Here is a 19,297-nt window from a genome sequence, read left to right on the forward strand (position 1 = left end):
CGGCGTTCGAGAGCCAAGGCGGCGGCGCGAGCCGAACCGCGCAGATCGCAGCGGGGGACGGCGAAGGCCGCGCCCCCGCGACCGTGGAAGCGAACGGCGGGGGCCGCGCGGCCCCTCGCCGCGAGGGGAGGCGGGCCCGCGTGAGCCTCTGCCTCCCGGGGGGCGGCCTGACGGGCGCGCTCTACCAGATCGGGGCGCTGGCGGCCCTCGAGGACGGGGTCGAGGGGATCGACAACCAGAGCTTCTCGCTCTACCTCGGGCACGGCAGCGGCGCCGCCGTGGCCGCGGCCCTCGCCGGCGGCATCCCGACCGAGCGGCTCTACCGCGCCCTGCTCGATCCGGTCGACAACTTCTTCCCGCTGGAGCGCGGCCACCTCCTGCACCTCGACGTCGGCGAGTGGCGCCGCGCGCTCACCACCAGCCTGGTCGCGCTCCGCCACGCGATCGTCCGGCTCTCGACCCGGGGCGACGCGACCCCGAACGCGCCCGCGCAGCAGTACCTCTTCGAGCAGCTCGATCGCTTCAACGACTCGCTCCCCGCGGGCCTGTTCCAGCTCGATCGCTACGAGCGGTTCCTCGCCGAGTTCTTCCTGCGGCGCGGCATCCCGAACTCGTTCCGCGCGATGCCGCGGACGCTGCGCATCCCGACGTACGACCTCGACTCGGGCGAGCGGGTGATCTTCGGCGCCGAGGGGTTCGACGACGTCCCCGTGTCGCTCGCCTGCGCCGCGTCGATCGCGCTGCCGCTGTTCTTCTCGCCGGTGCGCATCGACGACCGGCACTACCTCGACGGCGGGCTCGGCCACGTGGCGCACCTCGATTTCGCGCAGGCCGCCGGGGCGGAGCTCACGATCATCGTGAGCCCGCTCGTGCCGGTCTCCACGGCGCACCGCCCGGTCCCGACCGGCCACGGCGTGCGCGAGAGCGTGCGCGACAAGGGCATGCTGTGGATCTTCAACCAGGCGATGCGGATCGGCGCGCACGCGCGGCTCCACCAGGCGGTGGGGCGGACGCTCGCCGAGGGCAAGATGCAGGTCCTGGTGCTCGAGCCCGCGCCGAACGACGCGCTCTTGTTCCTCCACAACCCGGCCAACCTGCGCGCGCGGCGCGCCATCCTCGAGTACGCCTACCGCACGACGCGCGAGCGCATCGCGTTGTGGATGGAGAAGAACCGCGCGGTGGTCGAGGCGGTGGGGTGGCACGAGGCGCGCGCCTAGGGCACGGCGGCTGGCTGAGGCGCGACGGCCGGCAGCCGGCGCGGCGACGGCAGCCGGCGCGGCGGCCGGCGCCCCCGGCCGGGAGCGCGGTCAGGCGACCAGCGACGAGAAGCGGGCGATCGTCAGCTCGTCGGGCGGGACGCTGATGCGGGCCCGCGGGATGGCCACGCCGTGGAGGTAGCGCCAGCCCTCGCCGTCGTGGAGGAAATCGGAGAGCTCGATGAACGAGCGGTCCGCGCCCGCCTCGAAGATCTTGGCGAGGAACAGCACCGACGCGGAGTCGCCGCCCTGCAGGCTGTCGAGGATCTTCAGGCCCCGGTACCGGTGGTGGTGGGTCGTCGCCTTGAGCTCGCGGAGCACCTCGTCCCTGTCGCGCCCTCGGTCGATGTGGCCCATGTGCAGCGTCCGCCAGAGGTAGGCGGCGTCTCCGACCGCGAAGGCGGCGTACCTCGAGCGCATCAGCGCCACGGCGTCCGGCGCCTCGCGATCCCCCAGGTGGCAGGGGGCGCAGCACTCGCGGTACGCGCGCCCCGAGCCGCACGGGCACGGGCGGGAGAGGCTCCCCGTGCCAGGACGAACATCTCGGGCCATGGGCGTCCCTCTACACGGGTTCGCTCCGCGCGGCAGCGCCCGGCGTCACCGGCGCGGCGCGCACCAGGGCGACGCCGGCGCGCCCTCCGCGCCGCGCCGTCGCCCCCGGCGGCGCCCGGCACCCCCGGGCCGGCCCCCCTTCGCGGGGCGTCGCCGCCCCCGGGCGCGAACCCCCTTGCAGGGCGCCGGGGAGGGCGGTAAGGCGGGCGAGACGTATGCCCGCAGCGCGCGCTCACGCTGCGGCCCTCCTCCTGGCCTTTGCCCTGGTTCTGGGGGGCTGCAAGCGCCAATACGCCATCGGCGACGACGTCCTCGTGTCGTGGGAAGGGAACGACTACCCGGCCAAGGTCATCGAGGTCGTGGGCCCAACGAAGTTCAAGGTCCACTACCAGGGGTACGATGACATCTGGGATGAAATTGTACCGCGAGAGCGGATTCGTGGCTTCGTCGACCGGGACGTCGTCCACCCTCCGCCGCCGCCGAAGGTCCGGAGCAAGGGGCTGCAGGCCTCGCAGACCAACCTCTACAAGATCGGCGACAGGGTGCGCGTCGAGTGGCACGGGCAGATGTACCCGGCCGTCGTCACCGGCATCGTGGGGCAGGAGCGCTACCGCATCCACTACGACGGCTACGGACCGGAGTGGGACGAGACCGTCGGACTTTCCAGGATCCAGGCCAAGTAGTTGAAATGATCGCGAAGGATCATTTTCCCCCTGGCGCTTGGGATGGGGCCGAATTAAGAGCCGCGCCGAATTTCTGACTGGGCGATCGCAAGAGTGCGCCCGCCCGGCTGAGGTTCATTGCGTGCCGCACGCCCTCCACGGGCACGCCCTCACGGGTGCGCGGCGGGGAGCCTTCTGTGATCAGCGATCTGTCCAAGCTGCGCAATATCGGGATCAGCGCCCACATCGATTCGGGCAAGACGACGCTGACCGAGCGCATCCTCTTCTACACCAAGCGGATCCACGCCATCCACGACGTCAAGGGCAAGGACGGCGTCGGCGCGAAGATGGACTCGATGGACCTCGAGCGCGAGCGCGGGATCACCATCCAGTCCGCGGCGACGCACTGCTTCTGGAACGGGCACCAGATCAACGTGATCGACACGCCCGGGCACGTGGACTTCACGATCGAGGTCGAGCGCGCGATGCGCGTGCTCGACGGGGCGATCCTGGTGCTCTGCGCCGTCGCCGGCGTGCAGAGCCAGTCGCTCACCGTCGACCGCCAGATGCGCCGCTACGGCGTGCCGCGCATCGCGTTCGTGAACAAGTGCGACCGCGCCGGCGCGAACCCGCTGCGGGTCCGCGCGCAGCTGCGCGAGAAGCTCAACCTGAACCCGGTCCTCCTGCAGCTGCCGATCGGGCTCGAGGACAAGTTCGAGGGCGTCGTCGACCTCGTCACGCTGAAGTCCTACCGGTTCGAGGGCTCGAACGGCGAGAAGATCATCACCGGCGACGTCCCGGCCGACATGGCGGACGAGGTGAAGGCGGCGCGCGAGGAGATGCTCGACGCGCTCTCGATGTACTCCGACGAGCTCACCGAGGCGATCCTCGAGGAGCGCGTCACCGAGGAGCTCCTGTACAAGACGATCCGCGAGTCGACCGTGAAGCTCCAGATCGTCCCGGTGATGATGGGGTCGGCCTACAAGAACAAGGCCGTGCAGGTCCTGCTCGACGCCGTGACCCGCTTCCTCCCGAACCCCGGCGACATCACGAACAAGGCCGTCGACCTCGACAAGGACGAGGCCGTGGTCACGCTGGCGAGCGACTCGGACAAGCCGCTCGTGATGCTCGCGTTCAAGCTCGAGGACGGCCGCTTCGGCCAGCTCACGTACCTCCGGATCTACCAGGGCAGCGTCTCCCGCGGGGTCGAGATCACGAACACCCGCACGGGCAAGCGCCACAAGGTCGGCCGGCTCGTCCGCATGCACGCGGACGAGATGGAGGACATCGAGGGCGCGAGCGCGGGCGACATCGTCGCGATGTTCGGCATCGACTGCAACTCCGGGGACACCTTCACGGACGGGAGCGTGAGCGTCGCGATGACGTCGATGCACGTGCCCGCCCCGGTCATCTCGCTGACCGTGACGCCCAAGGACAACAAGTCCCAGGCGAACATGTCGAAGGCGCTGCGCCGCTTCACGAAGGAGGACCCGACCTTCCGCGTCGGGGCGGATCCGGAGAGCGGCGAGACGGTCATCGAGGGCATGGGCGAGCTCCACCTCGACGTCTACATCGAGCGCATGAAGCGCGAGTACTCGGCCGAGGTCATCACGAGCCCGCCGCGCGTCGCCTACCGCGAGACGATCACGCGCAAGGTCGACTTCAACTACACGCACAAGAAGCAGACCGGCGGCTCGGGCCAGTACGGCAAGGTCGGCGGCTACATCGAGCCGTGGACCGAGGCGCCGTACCGGTTCGACGATCAGGTCGTCGGCGGCGCGATCCCGCGCGAGTTCATCCCGGCGGTCGACAAGGGCTTCCAGTCGATGCTCCCGAAGGGGCAGCTCATCGGCGCGCCGGTCACGGGCGTGTCGGTCACGCTGAACGACGGCGCGGCCCACTCGGTCGACTCGTCGGACATCGCCTTCCAGGAGGCCGCGCGCGGCGCCTGGCGCGAGACGTACCCCAAGGCCGGCCCGCAGATCCTGGAGCCGCTGATGAAGGTCGCCGTCGAGGGGCCGAGCGAGTTCCAGGGCGGCATCGTCGGCATCCTCATGCAGCGGCGCGGCATCATCGTCGGTTCGACCGAGGCGGACGGCTTCTGCCGCGTCGAGGCGGAGGTGCCCCTCTCCGACATGTTCGGCTTCTCGACCATCCTTCGTTCTGCGACCCAGGGCAAAGCCGAGTTCACGATGGAGTTCTCGCGCTATGCTCCTCTTCCGGCGGCGCTCTCGGAGGAGCTCATCAAGAAGTACCGGGAGGAGCAGGCCAAGAAGGCCAAGTGAGGGGGGTCGGCATGTACCGCAAAGAGGTGAACGAGCGGAGCCCGATGCGGGTCTTCGAGGGGTCGATGCACGGCGGTCTCGGCCGCGGCAACGTCGGCGTCATCGTCTCTCGGCCCGGCGTGGGCAAGACGGCGTTGCTCGTGCAGATCGCGCTCGACGATCTGCTCCGGGATCGCAGGGTCCTGCACATCTCGCACGAGAACGCGGTCGACCACGTCCGCGCGTACTACGACGAGATCTTCCACGACCTCGCGCAGTCGATGCGGCTCGAGGAGCCCGAGGCCGTCCGGCTCGAGGTCGAGCGGCACCGGCAGATCTACTCGCACCTCGGTCACGTGAAGGCGTCGCCCGACTCGCCCGAGCAGGCGGCGCGGCTGTGGGTCGAGAAGATGCTCGAGACGGTGGCGTTCGCGCGCGGCGTCGCCCACTTCGAGCCCGACGTGATCATCGTCGACGGCTTCGACGTGGCGGTCGCGTCCGAGCAGGCGATGGAGGCGCTCGGCCGCCTCGCCAAGGAGCGCTCCGCCGAGGTCTGGATCGCGGCGCAGGTCGACGAGGCGGGCGCGCCGGGCAAGCTGCCGGTGGCGCTCGAGAAGATCGAGCGCCACCTCAGCGTCGTCGTCTACCTGCAGCCGGAGCGCGACGTCGTCCGCCTGCGGCTGCTCAAGGACCACGGCAACAAGGACCTCGCCGATCTCCACCTGCGCCTCGATCCCCACTCGATGCGGGTCATCGACGAGGACGTGCGCCCCCCCTCGGAGCGGCCGAAGGACCCGCGGAAGTTCCGCCTGCACTCGGGCGGGGCCAAGGGGGCCGAGGCCGAGTTCGGCGAGTGCGCCGAGCGGTACGGGGTGCAGGAGCTGAACTACAGCTTCGAGGGCCACCGGCTCCTCGAGCGCCAGCGGGGCGTCGTCGTGCTCGGCGACGACGAGCTGCGCAAGGGCGACTTCAGCCTCGTCTACGTGTCGCGGCGCCTCGGCCGCGTGCTCAGCGAGATCCCGCTCGTGCGCAACATCCTCCAGACGATCTGGCACCAGATCAACGCGGCCAGCCAGGTCTTCGTCGTGGGGACGCTCCAGGACGACGGCACGGTGCGCGGCGGCACCGGCTGGGGCGCGGAGCTCGCGCGGCTCTGGAAGAAGCCGCTGTTCGTCTACGATCAGGAGAAGCGCGGCTGGTTCCGCTGGAGCGGCACGGCCTGGGAGATCGCGCGGCAGCCGAGCATCACCAGCGAGAACTTCGCCGGCATCGGCACGCAGGATCTCAACGACGCCGGCCGCGAGGCCATCCGCGATCTCTTCGCGCGGAGCTTCGGCGCGCCCGACTGAGACGCGCGCGGAGCGCTCCCCGACCTCCCGCGCGCGCTTCGGCGCGCCGGCTCAGCCGGCGCGCGGAGCGCTCCCCCGTCCCCCCTCCGACATCTTCCGCTCTCACGAGGCGCGCCGGCGGCGCTGCGGCGCGCAGCAGGCCTGCGCGGGCCTGCTGCGCCGGGCCGCTCAGGACGCGTGCTTCTGGATCAGCTGGGACAGGCGGGGGACGGCGTCCTCGACGTTCTTCTTCGCCGAGCCGCGCAGCTTCTCGTAGGTGCCGCGCACCACGCCGCTCGTCGACGTCTTCGCCTTCTCATCGGTGACGCTGAGGAGCGCGTCGGCGACCCGCGAGCGGTTCGTGGTCAGGTACGAGCTCGCATTGCCGCTGCGCGTGGCCTCGGCCCAGAGGGGATCGAGCTTCGCGGCGAACTCGGGCAGGAGCTTCTCGACCACCTGGGCGATGAAGCCGGGCTTGATGCCCTTCACGGCCGCGTAGCCAGCCTTGACCGCCAGGCCGGAGAGCCCGCCCTTCGAAGCCACCTCCTCGTCGACCAGCGTGCAGCAGTCGGCGATGACCTGTGATTTCTTGTTCGCATCGAGCAGCGTTTCGCTGAGACCCATTCTCGAACTCCTCCGGGCGCTTCGGAGGCCGGACGTGGCCCCCCAGACCCATGTCAGCGTGACCCCCGGCAGGGAGCCCCGACCCCGTCGAGCGGACCTCCGGCCCGCTCCCGACCACATCGAAGCGCGGCTCTTACCACAGCGGCTCAGAGGCAGGCATCGCAAGCGCCCACCCGGGAATCCTTCGGTCCAGGACGGTTCGCGCACCTCCTCGACCGTCCAGGATGACAACCCATCGCGCGTCCCGCGCTCGATTCCCGGGCAGACCCCATGCACGGCCGGCCCGAGCACGCCATACTCTCGATGTAATTTAGATCACAAAGTACGACGTGGCGGGCTCTCGGCGCCGTCACGGTGCGAGGCCTGCGGGGGGCTCATGGACGTCTACTGCGAAGTCTGCGGAATCGTCACCACGGTCTCGGGCGGCGCGCGCGGCGGGGCTGCGATCGAGTGCCGCATCTGCGGCGGCGCGATGGTCGGCGCGCGGGGGAGGGGCACGGCCGGGTTGCCGGCGGCGGGCGCCGGGGCGCGCTCGAGCCGGCCTCCCCCTCCGCTCCGGCGGTCGAGCGCGCCGCCGGTGCCGCGGCACGACGACGACCCCACGATGATGGATCTCCGGTCGCTCGCCCTGAAGTCGTTCCTCGCGACCGATCCCGCCCCCCGGACGGCGGCGGCGCAGGCGGAGAGCTCGCCGCCGCCGGGGGGCGGCCCGTCCGCTCCGGCGGGCATGACGGGGTTGGCGGCGGGGCGGGTCGCGGCGTCGACGCCGGTCGCGGTCGATGCGCCGCCGAGCGTGACGGATGTGCTGCGGGTTTACGGCGCGCTCGCGCCGGTCGCGGCGCCCTCGGAGGCGCGGCGCCGGGCCCGCGTGCGCGCGCTCGTGGCGGCGTCGGCGGCCGGCGCGCTGGCGATCGCCGTGCTGGTCGCGCTGGTCGTCGTCCGCCAGCGGCCCCGCGCGCCGGAGGACGCTCTGCTGCCCGCCGCGCAGCGCGGCGTCTCCCGGGCCGGGGAGATCGCGCGCGAGGTGAGCGCGCCGGCCGATGCGCCCGGGCAGCCCGGCGCAGCGTCGCGCGGGAGCGAGGCGCTGGCGCCTGCGTCCGGCGAGGCCGGCGCAGCGGAGCGCGGCGCGGCTGCGGCGCCGGCCGCCGCGGCCAGGGCCGGGGCGAGCGCGGCCTCCGGCGCGGACGCCCGCACGGCCTCCAGCGCAGGCGTCCGCGCCCTCGCCGCGGCCGGCGCGCGCGCGGCGTCCGCGTCGGGAGCTCGCGCCCGGCCTGCGCGCCCGCCGGCGCCGCCGCCCGCGCCGCCCGCGTCCGAAGAGGCGCCGCGGCCGGCGCCGCCCGTGTCGCTCACCGACGCGATGGCCGCCGCCGTCGCCGGCACCCCGCCGCCCGCCGCCGCGCAGCCGGAGCGCCAGGAGGACCAGAGCGAGGAGTAACCCGCGAGGCGCTTTGGGCGAGCGTCATTGCCGCGCGCGCGGCGGGCGTCAGCGTTGCGCGCGGCGGGCGTCAGCGTTGCGCGCGGCGGGCGTCATCGCCGCGCCCTCCCGCGCCGCCGTCGCGCGATGGCGGCCGCGGCCACGGCCCCCGCGAGCAGCGGCCAGCGCGCCGCGCCCTCCGTGGTCGCGATGCGGCAGCCGCAGCCGGCGTCGTCCTGGATGCCGCCTCCGCCTCCGCCTCCGCCTCCGCCTCCGCCGTTGCCGCCTCCGCCGTTGCCGCCGCCGCCTCCGCCGTTGCCGCCGCCTCCGCCGTTGCCGCCGCCTTCGCCGTTGCCGCCGCCTCCGCCGTCACCGCCTCCGGCGCCCGCAGCGCCCGCGCCTCCGGCGCCCGCTGCGCCCGCCCCGCCGTAGCCGGCGCTGCCGCTCGAGGGGCCGCCCCCGGCCCCGGTCACGTCGGTGGGGCCCTCGTCGAAGTACGCGCCGCACGCCGGCCCGACGACCAGCCCGTCGCGCGCCGCGAGCGCGAGCGCGTAGACGCCCGCGCCGAACCCGATCATCGGCGCGTTGAACTTGTAGGCGCCGCTCGTCTCGTCATACGTCTCCGCGAGCGCGAGGTAGTTCGCGGACGACTGGTCGAGCACCCACCGGAGCAGCCGGTCCGAGCGCGCCTCGTCCCCCATGAGCCGCGCGGCGACCGCGCCGCGCAGATCGGTCACGACCCACTCGGCGCTGTCGTACTCGCTGCCCCAGGGGCTCAGGTCGCTCGCGCCCGCGTGATCGAAGCGATCGTCGTTCCGGGACCACCCGGCGCCCGCGGGGACGCGCAGGTGCTCGTCGAGCCCGGCGAGCGTGGCGGCGGCGATGCGGCCCCGCGGATCGAACAGGCCCATCGCGATCCCCTCGAGCACCGCCGCGTCCCAGTAGCCCGCGCCCGCCTCGAGCTCCTCCAGGCTCGCGGCGAGCGCACCCGAGGCGTCCGTGAGCCGCGCGGCGATCGCGGCGCGCAGCCGGTTCGCGGCGTCGCGGTACCCCGCGGCCAGCTCCGCCTCGCCGCGCCGCGCCGCGATGTCCGCCGCGTCGCACAGCCCGCGCGCCGCGGTGATGCTCGTGTACGCGAAGGAGCGCTCGCGCCCGTTCCAGTGGGTCTCCCAGATCGACGAGTCCTTCCGGACGAGGCCGGTGTCCGGGTCGATCAGCGCGACGAGCGCGTCCGCGACCTTCGCCGACGCTTCGGCCCAGCGCTCGTCCACGAACGCCGTGTCGCCGGTGAGCTCCTCGTAGCGGCGCAGCGCCCAGAGGAACAGGCCGAACCCGTCGAACTCGAGGTTCGGGCCGAAGTCGTTGACGTCGGTCTCCTCGACCCCGAAGCCGTGATAGCGCACCAGGCTGATCTGGTAGGGCGGCATGTCGTACGACGCGAGCTCGTTCCAGCGCTGGAAGCGCCCCGCCTCCGCGTCGAGGTAGTAGCTCAGCGCGTCGCGCGCCTCGGCCTGCATGCCGAGGGCCGCCATCGCCACCGTGGCGTAGGCGCCGTCGCGGATCCAGGCGACCGTCCACTCGCCCGGCGGGAGGCTCGCGAGCACCGCGCCGCGGCCGCGGTGGGCGACCGTCGCCGGCAGCGCCGCGGGCTCGCCGCCGAGCGTCGTGCCGAAGCGCGTGGCGCGCGGCTCGTGGTCGCGCGTCAGGTGCTCGCGCAGGAAGGCGTGGCTCTCGCGCGACTGCGCCATCCGGAGCATCACGGCCGACTGCCGGAGCAACGCCGTCTCCTCGGGCGTCGCCGTGGGCGGCACCTTCACCGAGCCCTGGAACGCGCGGTACGCGGCGATCTCGCCCGCGACCACCTCGGCCGCGCCCTTGTCGCCGACGTACGCGTCGAGGGCGCCCTGCACGAGCGGATCCGCCGCGCCCGAGGGGTCGCCGTGGTGCGCGAACGCCACGCCGACCCACCGCGCCTCGCCGGGCGCGATGCTGCCGAGGTCCCACTGGAACGCGCTCACCGATCCGTCCGAGGTCGGCGCGACCCCCTCGAGGTCCGGGAGGTCGGCGACGGCGCCGCTCGCGACGATCCGGTAGACGTTGAGGTCCGCCGGGCTGCTCGCGCTCGACGCGCCGTGGCGCGCGACGGGCTCGAGCGCGCGGGCGGCGACAACGCCGGCGAAGGCGCGCTCGAGGAAGTCGCGCCGGCCGTCGCTCGCGTCGTAGGCGACGGTCTCGCCCGACTCGCCGATGTCGGCCATGACGCCCGGGCGCCCGAAGCCGAGGTGGAAGTTGTGCAGCGAGAACGCCGACACGCCCTCCGCCGGCGCGTCGCCCCGGTTCTCGACGCGCATCGCCATCACGAACCCCGCCTGCGCGAGGCCCTGCGGCGCGAAGAAGAACTGCGCGCACTCGAGGTTGCCGACCCGCTGGACCATCGTGACGACGCCCGTGCCGCCGCGCTCCCCGCCGGTCCAGCCGGCATAGCCGCTCGCGTCGAGATCGACCGGGACGTCGGTCAGCCAGCGCTGCCTGCCGTCTGAGCGCAGCCCGAAGTACGCGTCGTAGAGCAGGTCGCGCGTGGCCACGGCCTGCGGCTGGTTGCCGACCCAGACCTCCGCGCCGCGCTCGTCGAGGAGCGGCTCCTCGGTGGCGAACAGGTGCTCGCGGAAGTGGGTGAGCCTCGCCGCGCCCAGATCGAGGAGCACCGCGCCGAACCCGTTCGACGAGGGCAGCCGGAAGAACGTGCGCCGCACCGGCGCCTCGGCCTGCGCCGCGCCGGGGGCCGCGACCGCCGCCGCGGCGCCGAGCGAGAGGAGCGCGGCGCCGAGCGCATGGCGGGCGCCACGGGCGGCGCGAGGCGGGGCGCTTCGTTGGTGCCCAAAATATTCCCGTGCCGGGGGCCGGCGATGCATCCGCGGCACTTTACAGGAATGACCGTCGTCCCGGCGCGCCGGCTCGCCGGCGGCCGCTCAAAATGCTGCAACGCGCCCCCCGGCGTGGTAACGGCATGCCCATGACAAAACTGCCTGCGTTGATCCTCGTGGTCTCGGCGCCCCTCGCGGCCTTCGCGGCCGGTTGCGGCTCCGATCCGCAGCCGCCGGCGAATGTCGGCGGCACCGTCGCGCCGCCTCCGGTGGCGAGCACCGCGGCGCCCGCGCCGAAGCAGGACACCGCCAAGCCGACGAGCGGGTCGATCCGCATCGACGACAAGATCCTGAAGGCCTGCGGCGATCTGCCGACGGCCCGCTTCGCGTTCGACTCGACGGCCATCGAGGGCGAGGCGGCGGGCGCGCTCGACGCGCTCGCGCGCTGCTTCGTCTCGGGTCCGCTCAAGGGCAAGGGGATGAAGCTCATCGGCCACGCCGACCCCCGCGGGGAGACGGAGTACAACCTGGGCCTCGGCCAGAAGCGCGCCGGCAGCGTCGCGGAGTACCTCGCCAAGAAGGGCCTCGAGCAGGGCCGCATCGCGACCTCGTCGAAGGGCGAGTTCGAGGCGACCGGCACGGACGAAGAGGGCTGGGCGCGCGACCGCAAGGTCGACATCCTGCTGGCGGACTGAGCGCCGCGCCGCGCGCCGGCGCTCGACGATGTGAAGAGGGCCACGGCCGCGCTTCCAGGTGAGAGAGGGGGCCGCGGCCGCAAACTGCACTGGACGGGGCCGCGCGCGCGCATCCCCGACGAGCCGATTCCCTGACCCGAAGAGATCGAAATGGCCTTCCTGCAAAGCGCCCCCGAGGCGGCGACGGCGGTCCCGATCAAGCTCGATCCCGTCTCCCTGATCCTCCACGCCTCCGGTCCCGTCTTCCTGGTCGTCTGGCTGCTGATCCTCGCGGCGATCCTCGTCTGGGTGATCGCCGTCCTCAAGGTCCTCCAGCTGGCCCGGCTCTCGGCGCAGCAGGCGCGGTTCGAGCAGGAGTCGGCGCACGCCCACTCGCCCGATCAGCTGTTCGCGCTCGCGCAGCGGCACGCGGACGCGCCGGGCGCCCGCGTGGTGCTTGAGCTCAGCCGCCGCACCGGGACGGGCAAGCTCCTCGACTCGATCGCGAAGCGCGCGATCGTGACCGAGACGCAGCGGGCGAGCTCGCTCATGCCGACGCTCTCGTCGATCGCGGCGGCGTCGCCCTTCATCGGCCTGTTCGGCACCGTCTACGGGATCATGGACGCGTTCCTCCGCATCGGTCAGCAGAAGAGCGCGTCGCTCCCGGTCGTCGCCCCGGCCATCGGCGAGGCGCTCATCGCGACCGCGATCGGGCTGTTCGCCGCGATCCCCGCGGTCATCGCCTACAACGCGATCAACAAGCGCATCGACGACCTGCTCGCCGCGCTCGAGGCGGCGAGCGAGGGCTGGGTGGAGATCGCGTCGCTGTCGGCGCGGGGGATCCAGGAGTCCATCCCGCTGGCGCTCCAGCGGACGAGCGACCGGCCGACGCCGGTGATGCCGAAGGGCTGAGGGGCGGGGCCGGTCATGGCGATGTCGGGCGGCGGCGGGCGCAGGCGGCGGGGCGGCGGGTTCAGCGAGATCAACGTCACGCCGCTCGTGGACGTGATGCTGGTGCTCCTCGTGGTGTTCATGGTCACCGCCCCGCTGCTCACGGCCGGGCTCCGGGTCGAGCTGCCCAACGTCTCCGCCGAGGAGGCGCCGACCAAGGACACGAAGCTCGTCGTGACCGTCACGAAGGAGGAGAAGATCCTCTTCGGCGAGGACGACGCGACCGCCGACATCGAGGGCGTGCTCGCGTCGAACGGGCGCGTGCAGAAGGAGAAGGAGCTCTACATCCGCGCCGACAAGGACGCCCGGTACGGCGCGGTGGCGCGGGTCGTGGCCGCCGCCCGGGCCGCCGGTGTCGAGGGGCTGAACCTCCTCGTCCAGCCGGAGCTCGAGCCCGAGGGCGCGGCGCCTCCGCCCGGCGGCGCGGCGCCGCGGCCCGGGGGAGCGGCGCCGCGGCCCGGGGGAGCGGCGCCGCGGCCCGGGGGAGCGGCGCCTTGAGCACGGCCGCGGCGCGCGCGCCGCGACCGACGCCGCCGGGACAGCGCCGGCCGCGGAGCGACTTCCGCCCGCGGGACGTCGCCCTCGCCGTCGCGGTGGCGATGGGCGTGCAGGCGGGCGCCGCCGTGGCGATCACCTTGGCCGACCTCTCGGTGCCGGCCGCCGCGCCCGAGATCGACAAGGGGCCGAGCGTCCCGGTGAAGGTCATCCCGGTGCTCGACATGGACACGCCGCTGCTCAAGCTGGGCGGCAAGCGCGACAAGATGAAGCTGCCCGACCGGTGGGTGCGCCAGACGCCCAAGCCGCGCGTCGAGCAGAAGGCGTTCGTCTCGCCGAGCGCGGGCAAGACGGAGAAGGACATCCCGCCGCCGGAGATCAAGGTCGCCGACGCGGGCACCGCGCCGCCGCCGCCCGACGCCGCGATCGCGAAGCAGGTCGACATCGAGCTCGATCCGAAGACCACCGACGCGGGCGAGGCCCCCAACGTCGACCAGGAGGGGCACGCGGACGGCGTGAAGGAGGGGACGGAGACCGATCCCCTCAAGGCGCGCGCGGTCGATCTGTACCTGGCCCGCATCGCGGGCTGGTTCTCGAGCAGGTTCCGCGTGAACGGCTCGGGGCTCCCGCCGGAGGAGCTCACGAAGCACAAGCCGCGCGCGGTGATCGTTTTGTCGGACGGGCAGATGGTGAGCTACACGCTGACGCCGAGCGGGAATCCCGTCTTCGACGCGGCCGCGCGGGCGACGCTCGAGGGCGCGAAGGGGCAATCGCTGCCGCCGCCGCCCGAGAACTATCCCGACCTCGGTCAGAAGCAGGTCAGCGTCACCTTCGTCTGTCGGGAGAACACATGCGACTAGCTCAATACGCCCTCGGCGCGCTGGCGCTCGCCGCCGCCGCGCTCGCTGCCCCCCCTGCTCCGGCGCAGGCGCCGGCCTCGACCGCGCCCCCCGACGCCGAGGAGATCCTCGGCCACATCACGGTCGTCGCCGGCGCGTCGCGCCCGCTCCCGAAGATCGGCGTCCTGCCGTCGCTCGTCTCCGACCCCGAGGACGTGACGCTCCACAGCGTGGTCCGGCGCGACCTCGAGCTCTGCGGCGAGTTCGAGGTGCTGCCCGACAGCGCCGCGCCCGACGGCCTGTACCTCTCCGACAGCCCGGTGGACGTGAAGGCGTGGTCCGCGAAGGGGGTCGAGGCGGTCGTCAGCGTGCGCGGCAAGAAGCTCGGCGCGGACAAGGCCGAGCTCGTCGGCCAGGCGTTCCTGGTGAACCGCGGGCAGGCCCCCGTGTTCGACAAGAAGTTCATCGTGCCGCTCCGCGACGTCCGGTTCGAGTCGCACCGGGTGGCCGACCAGCTCATCGGCGCCCTCACCGGCCAGAACGGCGGCTTCGCCAGCCACATGACGTTCGCCTCGGGCTCGGGCTCGCTGCGCCGCGTCTTCACGATCGACGCCGACGGGCACGACGCCAGGGCCGTCTCCCCGCCGGATCAGACCGCCATCGCCCCCGCGTTCGGGAAGAACGAGCAACTCTACTACGCGGCGAGCGTGAAGGGCGACGAGTACAAGATCTTCACGCCGGCGGGCGGCCCGCAGGCGCTGCCCGTGAAGGGCTCGGTCTACGGGATCGCCTTCTCCAAGGATCGCTCCCAGGTCGCGCTCAGCATCGGCGTCGGCTCGACGATCAAGCTGTTCTCCGGGCCCGACTTCCAGGGCATCAAGCCGGCGTCCGAGGTGGGGATGGCGCTGCACCCGGCGTTCACGCCGACCGGCAAGCTCGCCTTCTCCGGCGAGGGCAGGTACGGGCAGCGCATCTACGTGGGCGGCAAGGCGATCTCGCCGGAGGGGCTCTTCGCGTCGGCGCCCACGTTCTGCAACCACCCCGACGGGGTGAAGGCGATCTACGCCGTCGGGGTCGGCAAGAACACCGACCTCGTCGTCTCCGGCGAGACGGGCGGCGGCCTCGCGCGGTTGACCCAGAACCAGGGCAGGAACGGGTACCCGGCCTGCAGCCCCGACGGGCGGCTCGTGGCCTTCTTCTCCACGCGCACGTCCGGCGAGGGCCCCGGGCTCTACATCATGCGCGTCGACGGGCAGCGCCCGAAGCGCATCTCCAACCTGCTCGGGGACTCGCTGCGCTGGGATCCCCTTCCTCCCGGCAAGGCCGTCGAGGCGAAGAACTGACCCGATCGCCGGCGCCGTCCCGGGACGAGCTCCACGGAGCCGAGCCCGGCGGCGGCGTGTAGACCGGGCGCGCAGCGTGCGGACGCTGCACACGCTGTGGCAAGGCGTCCCGCACGGTCGGCCTCCCGCTCCAGCGGACGGCACGCCGCGCGTCGCGCCGCGGCGGGCGCGGCCAGGACGTCCGGCGCGCGGGATCGGCGGGCGCCTCGTCGCGGCTGGATCCAGGGGCTCTCCGTCCGGCAACTTCTTCGGCCCAAGCGCGTCTTACGCAGGTCGTTCCTGCGCGAGCGCGCGCGTCTCCGCAGCGAGCGGAGCGCCATGAGACCGCGCCCCTGGGTCACCGCTTCTTTGGCCCGCTGCGTCGGCCGCGGTTAGCCTCCGGACTGCTCAGGGGTGAGTTGGCTGGAAAGTTGCACCGGACTGGCCGTAGACCGCCCTGGTCAGCCAGCGAGACGAACATGGAGAAGAGCATGGTGTCGAGCCGCATCTGGACCGCCATCGCGATCGTCTGGACCTTCTGCGCCGGTGGCTGCAGCTCGGTGGAGGCGGTCCAGGAGGCGAAGATCAGCGAGCAGGGGGGCTTCCGGAATCCGGAGGAGCGGCTCGCGCCGGGAGAGGACGGGGGCTACTGCAGCGCCGAGGTGCTCCGCTGGCAGTACGATGAGCCGTCGGCGACGCTCCGGCTCGCGGATGCCCGGTTGATGCTCGATTGCTGCGGCAAGCGCGCGATCCACGTCGAGAGGATCGACAGCCTCTACGAGGTCACCGAGCGCGACGAGCCGGACGACGCCGAGGGGCGCTGCAGCGATCAGTGCGCCTTCGACCTGTCGGTGGGCGTGCAGGACGTCCCGCGGGGCGAGATCTACGTGAAGCTGCTGCGCGACGTCGTCGATCGGCAGGGCAGCCCGGCCGTGGTCTGGAGCGGCACCCTCGATCTGGAGGTCGCCGCGGGCGCGGTCGTCCTCGACGATGCCCCCGCGGACGCCGGCTGCCAGGAACAGAGCTCGCCGCGCCCGCGCAGCACGACCGTCGCCGCGAGGTGACGACGGCGCCCGCGTCGCCCCGCCGCGGCCGGGATTCCGGGCTCGCGGCTGACGGCGGGTCGGGGGCGTACCTCGACAGACCGGACGAAGGTGGGATGGTGGAGCACGTCGACCGACCATGACGGCCAAGGTCAGACGACCGAGCGTACTCTGCCACTTTCACCTGGACTCTTATTCCAAGAACGCGTAGATCACACCCGAATGTGCGTGCAGCTGCTCCGGGGTGCAGCGTGCATGCGCCACCTACCCACGTCTGCCTGCGACTGAATCCGGGGCATGTGCCGCGGAAACGGATCGCGAATTCTTATCGAAGCCCCTGCTTCTTCATTTTGGGCGTATTTTAACAGTGGGGCGGGATAGCCAAGGACGTCGGGGCATGAAGTACGTGGGGGCCTGCAGGGCGCTTGCAACGGTTGGATCGTTGGTTCTTCTGAGCGCGTGTCTGGAGACGGAGCCCGCGCAGGTCGGGACCGTGAGCGAGGCCGGCGGATTCGTGGATCCGGAGCGGAGGCTCGCCGTCGAGGGGGAGGAGAGCTACTGCGGCGCCGAGGTGCTGCGCTGGCGCTACGATCCGTCGACCGGCTCCCTGAAGGTCGCGGACAGCCGGCTCTTGCTCAACTGTTGCGGCCAGCGTGCGATGCACGTGGACCGGATCGACAGCATCTACGAGATCACCGAGAGGGATGAGCCCGATGCGGCGAACCCGCGGTGCGACTCGGTCTGCGCGTTCGACTTCGCGGTCTCGATCCCCGAGGTCGCCCCGCGCAAGGTCTACGTGCGGCTGCTGCGCGACGTCGTCGACGCGCAGGGCAGCGCGGAGCTCATCTGGCAGGGGGAGATCGACGCCCGGAAGCTGTCCGGCGAGGTGGTGCTCGACCACGCCGCCGCTCCGGGCGAGTCCTGCAGCGGCTCGTCCCTGTGATCGCTCGCCGCTCCAGCGCCGGAGCGGTCCAGTCGCGCGCGAGCTGCCGGCGAGCGTGCGCTCGCGCCGGCGGCTGCGCGGCTGCGTGACGAGCGCCGCATCTCCGACGGAGCGCGCGGCCGCGGGACGGCCCCGCGGCGCGGAGGACGGCTAGGCGGCCGCGATCCTGCGGCGACCGCGACGGCGCCGGCGACGCCGAGATCGCCCTCCACGCGATCGAACGGCTCGGCGGCGCGGCCGTCCGCCGTCAGTCGATCAGCGTGCGGGCGGGGCGACCCGGCTCGCACTTCACGAGCGTCGCGGTCAGCTCGAGCGTCTCGGGGAGAGTGCCCTGCACCTGCGCGACGACCTGCTCGACCACGTGCTGGGCCTCGTCCAGGTTGGGACCCACGATCGAGACGACGAACGTGAGCGGGCCGGTGCGCCCGGCCGCGGCCGGCGTCAGGCTGAGCAGCAGCGTCTGGGTCAGGTCGACGACCTGGAGCGCCGCCTTGCGCAGCGCGAGCATCTCGAGGATCGTCGGCCGCAGGCTCACGAGGCCGTTCTGGCCGCGGAGCTCGAAGCGCGCGATCTGCATCGGCACCTCGGCCCACTCGGCGAAGAAGCCGTCCTCGTCGATGGCCTTCATCAGGTGCTCGCGCACGAGGAGCCCCGTGAGGCCGTCGCGCCGCGCGAGGTAGCGCTTCGCCTTGTCGTGGTGCGGCGAGTCCGGTCCGAACGTGACCACCATGAGGCGGCACTCCCCGAGCTGCACCTCGGCCCCGTGGAGCAGCGAGACCTGCGCCTTGCGCTCGAACGGGAAGTCCGCGTACGTGCCGTTCGTGCTGTTCAGATCCTCGACCAGCCACGAGCCCGTCTGCCAGCGGAGGAGCGCGTGCGACCCGGAGACGGTCGCCTCGGCCAGGACGAGATCCTGATCGCTGCGGCGGCCGATCGAGAGCACCGGCTTCTGCAGCGGGAACAGCGTGGCGACGCTGTCGGGCGCGTTCGTGGCGTACGTGATGAGCAGCGACTGCGCGCCGGGGGTGAACTGCGTCTTGATGGCCCGCCCGGGCGCAGGTCCGGGATCGATGCGCTCGCGCGGCAGCTGGATCGGCGCGGTCGTGGTCTGCGTCGGGTTGAAGAACCGCATGTGCCGCGCCTGCGGGCGCATCTGCGGATCCGGGTTGAGCGCGCGGAAGATCTGCCTGATCTCGTCGTTCGTCAGCGCGGCGGGCACGTCGAACGTGATCTGCTGCTTCATCGTCTTGAGCCGCGGCTTGTAGCCGGGCTCGGGGACGCGGCAGGTCCACATCTCCCAGAGCGTCAGCGCCGCGGCGTAGACGTCGTCCTCGGGGCTCGCGCCGCCGCTGCGCAGCCGCTCCGGCGACATGTAGTGAGGCGTGCCGCCGTCCGGCGGCGCCCCCGGCTTGCGCACGGCCGCGCGCGCGCGCTCCTTCGCGAAGCCGAAGTCGAGGATGACGGCGCGATCGTCGGCGACCATCACGTTGCCGGGCTTCAGATCGCCGTGCACGAGCCCCTGCTGGTGGATCGCGGCGAGCCCCGCGCAGACGTCGGTCGAGATCTTGCGGAACTCGTCGGCGCTGAAGCCGCCGGACGTCTTGCGCTTGCGGATGTGGTTGTGGAGCGTCTGCCCGGGGATGTACTCCATCACGAGGATGGGCCCCCACGGGCTCGGCGCGAGGTCGTGCACGCGGCAGACGTTCGGGTGGCGCGCCTTCTGGGCGAGGATCACCTCCTGCCGCAGCGCCTCGTCGTCGCCCGGCATGGCGGAGGCCTCGGGCACCACCTTGAGCGCCACCTGCTGCTGGGTCAGGCGATCGAAGGCCAAGAACACCTCGCCCATGCCGCCTTTGCCGATGCTCTTCAGGACCTCGTACCGGTCGTTGATGACCGTTCCGACGTCGATGGGAGGGAGGGGATCTTTGGTCACGGCCACGGGCGCACGAAGGGTGAGGAAGAGCTCCGCGCCGGCGCCGAAGCTGAACCGCCGGCACGCCGATACGGACTGCGCGCAGGGTCGTCCATTCGAGCCCCGGGCGCAACGAGTCGTTGCACATGCGCTG

16 protein-coding genes are annotated in these 19,297 nt (G+C 72.6%); 12 read left to right on the plus strand and 4 right to left on the minus strand.

Annotation, left to right across the window (positions count from 1 at the left end):
* Positions 1-140 precede the first annotated feature (140 nt).
* Positions 141-1,217 carry a patatin-like phospholipase family protein gene (locus WME98_RS28420; RefSeq protein WP_437944885.1) on the plus strand — a complete coding sequence of 359 codons (1,077 nt, stop codon included), beginning with the start codon at positions 141-143 and terminating at the stop codon, positions 1,215-1,217.
* Between the two features lie 90 nt (positions 1,218-1,307).
* Here the strand turns inward: WME98_RS28420 and WME98_RS28425 are convergent, their stop codons facing one another.
* The gene (locus WME98_RS28425) at positions 1,308-1,808 is read right to left on the minus strand and encodes a YchJ family protein (RefSeq protein ID WP_061626685.1); all 501 of its coding nucleotides are present in this window, start codon (positions 1,806-1,808) and stop codon (positions 1,308-1,310) included.
* 215 nt (positions 1,809-2,023) lie between these two features.
* Between WME98_RS28425 and WME98_RS28430 the strand changes: the two genes are divergently transcribed.
* From WME98_RS28430 to WME98_RS28440, 3 genes are all read left to right on the plus strand, one after another.
* Positions 2,024-2,491, plus strand: coding sequence for a Tudor-knot domain-containing protein (locus tag WME98_RS28430; RefSeq protein WP_437944886.1), 468 nt, complete (start codon positions 2,024-2,026; stop codon positions 2,489-2,491).
* Between the two features lie 176 nt (positions 2,492-2,667).
* Positions 2,668-4,755: an elongation factor G gene (gene fusA / locus WME98_RS28435; RefSeq protein WP_437944887.1), complete on the plus strand. Its 2,088-nt coding sequence runs from the start codon at positions 2,668-2,670 to the stop codon at positions 4,753-4,755.
* Between the two features lie 11 nt (positions 4,756-4,766).
* Positions 4,767-6,083 (plus strand): hypothetical protein, encoded by a 1,317-nt coding sequence (locus tag WME98_RS28440; protein WP_437944888.1) that lies wholly within the window; start codon positions 4,767-4,769, stop codon positions 6,081-6,083.
* 168 nt (positions 6,084-6,251) lie between these two features.
* Here the strand turns inward: WME98_RS28440 and WME98_RS28445 are convergent, their stop codons facing one another.
* Positions 6,252-6,686 carry a DUF6918 family protein gene (locus WME98_RS28445; protein ID WP_020732871.1) on the minus strand — a complete coding sequence of 145 codons (435 nt, stop codon included), beginning with the start codon at positions 6,684-6,686 and terminating at the stop codon, positions 6,252-6,254.
* A 376-nt stretch (positions 6,687-7,062) separates the two neighbouring features.
* On the opposite strand from WME98_RS28445, the gene WME98_RS28450 reads away from it, so the two are divergent.
* Entirely contained in the window at positions 7,063-8,121 is a 1,059-nt protein-coding gene (locus WME98_RS28450) for a hypothetical protein (RefSeq protein WP_437944889.1), read from the plus strand.
* A gap of 92 nt (positions 8,122-8,213) precedes the next feature.
* On the opposite strand, the gene WME98_RS28455 is transcribed toward WME98_RS28450, so the two are convergent.
* Positions 8,214-11,012: a glycoside hydrolase family 15 protein gene (locus WME98_RS28455; RefSeq protein ID WP_437944890.1), complete on the minus strand. Its 2,799-nt coding sequence runs from the start codon at positions 11,010-11,012 to the stop codon at positions 8,214-8,216.
* A gap of 95 nt (positions 11,013-11,107) precedes the next feature.
* Here WME98_RS28455 and WME98_RS28460 point away from each other — a divergent pair, with 95 nt between their 5' ends.
* From WME98_RS28460 to WME98_RS28490, 7 genes are all read left to right on the plus strand, one after another.
* A complete protein-coding gene (locus WME98_RS28460; RefSeq protein WP_437944891.1) occupies positions 11,108-11,659 on the plus strand; it encodes an OmpA family protein in 552 nt (183 codons plus the stop codon).
* Positions 11,660-11,809: 150 nt separating this feature from the next.
* On the plus strand, positions 11,810-12,550 hold the full coding sequence (locus WME98_RS28465) for a MotA/TolQ/ExbB proton channel family protein (RefSeq protein WP_061621835.1): 741 nt from the start codon (positions 11,810-11,812) through the stop codon (positions 12,548-12,550).
* 15 nt (positions 12,551-12,565) lie between these two features.
* On the plus strand, positions 12,566-13,087 hold the full coding sequence (locus tag WME98_RS28470; protein WP_437944892.1) for a biopolymer transporter ExbD: 522 nt from the start codon (positions 12,566-12,568) through the stop codon (positions 13,085-13,087).
* On the plus strand, positions 13,084-13,944 hold the full coding sequence (locus WME98_RS28475; protein ID WP_061623473.1) for a TonB C-terminal domain-containing protein: 861 nt from the start codon (positions 13,084-13,086) through the stop codon (positions 13,942-13,944). Before WME98_RS28470 ends, WME98_RS28475 begins: the two co-directional genes overlap by 4 nt.
* Positions 13,935-15,266 (plus strand): tolB protein, encoded by a 1,332-nt coding sequence (locus tag WME98_RS28480; RefSeq protein WP_437944893.1) that lies wholly within the window; start codon positions 13,935-13,937, stop codon positions 15,264-15,266. Before WME98_RS28475 ends, WME98_RS28480 begins: the two co-directional genes overlap by 10 nt.
* A gap of 458 nt (positions 15,267-15,724) precedes the next feature.
* Entirely contained in the window at positions 15,725-16,309 is a 585-nt protein-coding gene (locus tag WME98_RS28485; protein WP_437335954.1) for a hypothetical protein, read from the plus strand.
* A gap of 421 nt (positions 16,310-16,730) precedes the next feature.
* Complete coding sequence (locus WME98_RS28490) at positions 16,731-17,231, plus strand: hypothetical protein (RefSeq protein ID WP_437944894.1); 501 nt, start codon at positions 16,731-16,733, stop codon at positions 17,229-17,231.
* Between the two features lie 247 nt (positions 17,232-17,478).
* On the opposite strand, the gene WME98_RS28495 is transcribed toward WME98_RS28490, so the two are convergent.
* Positions 17,479-19,164, minus strand: a complete 1,686-nt coding sequence (locus WME98_RS28495; protein WP_437814849.1) for a protein kinase domain-containing protein — start codon at positions 19,162-19,164, stop codon at positions 17,479-17,481.
* Positions 19,165-19,297: the final 133 nt, after the last annotated feature.

This window comes from Sorangium sp. So ce296 (assembly GCF_051529605.1).
Taxonomy (GTDB): Bacteria; Myxococcota_A; Polyangia; order Polyangiales; family Polyangiaceae; genus Sorangium; species Sorangium cellulosum_D.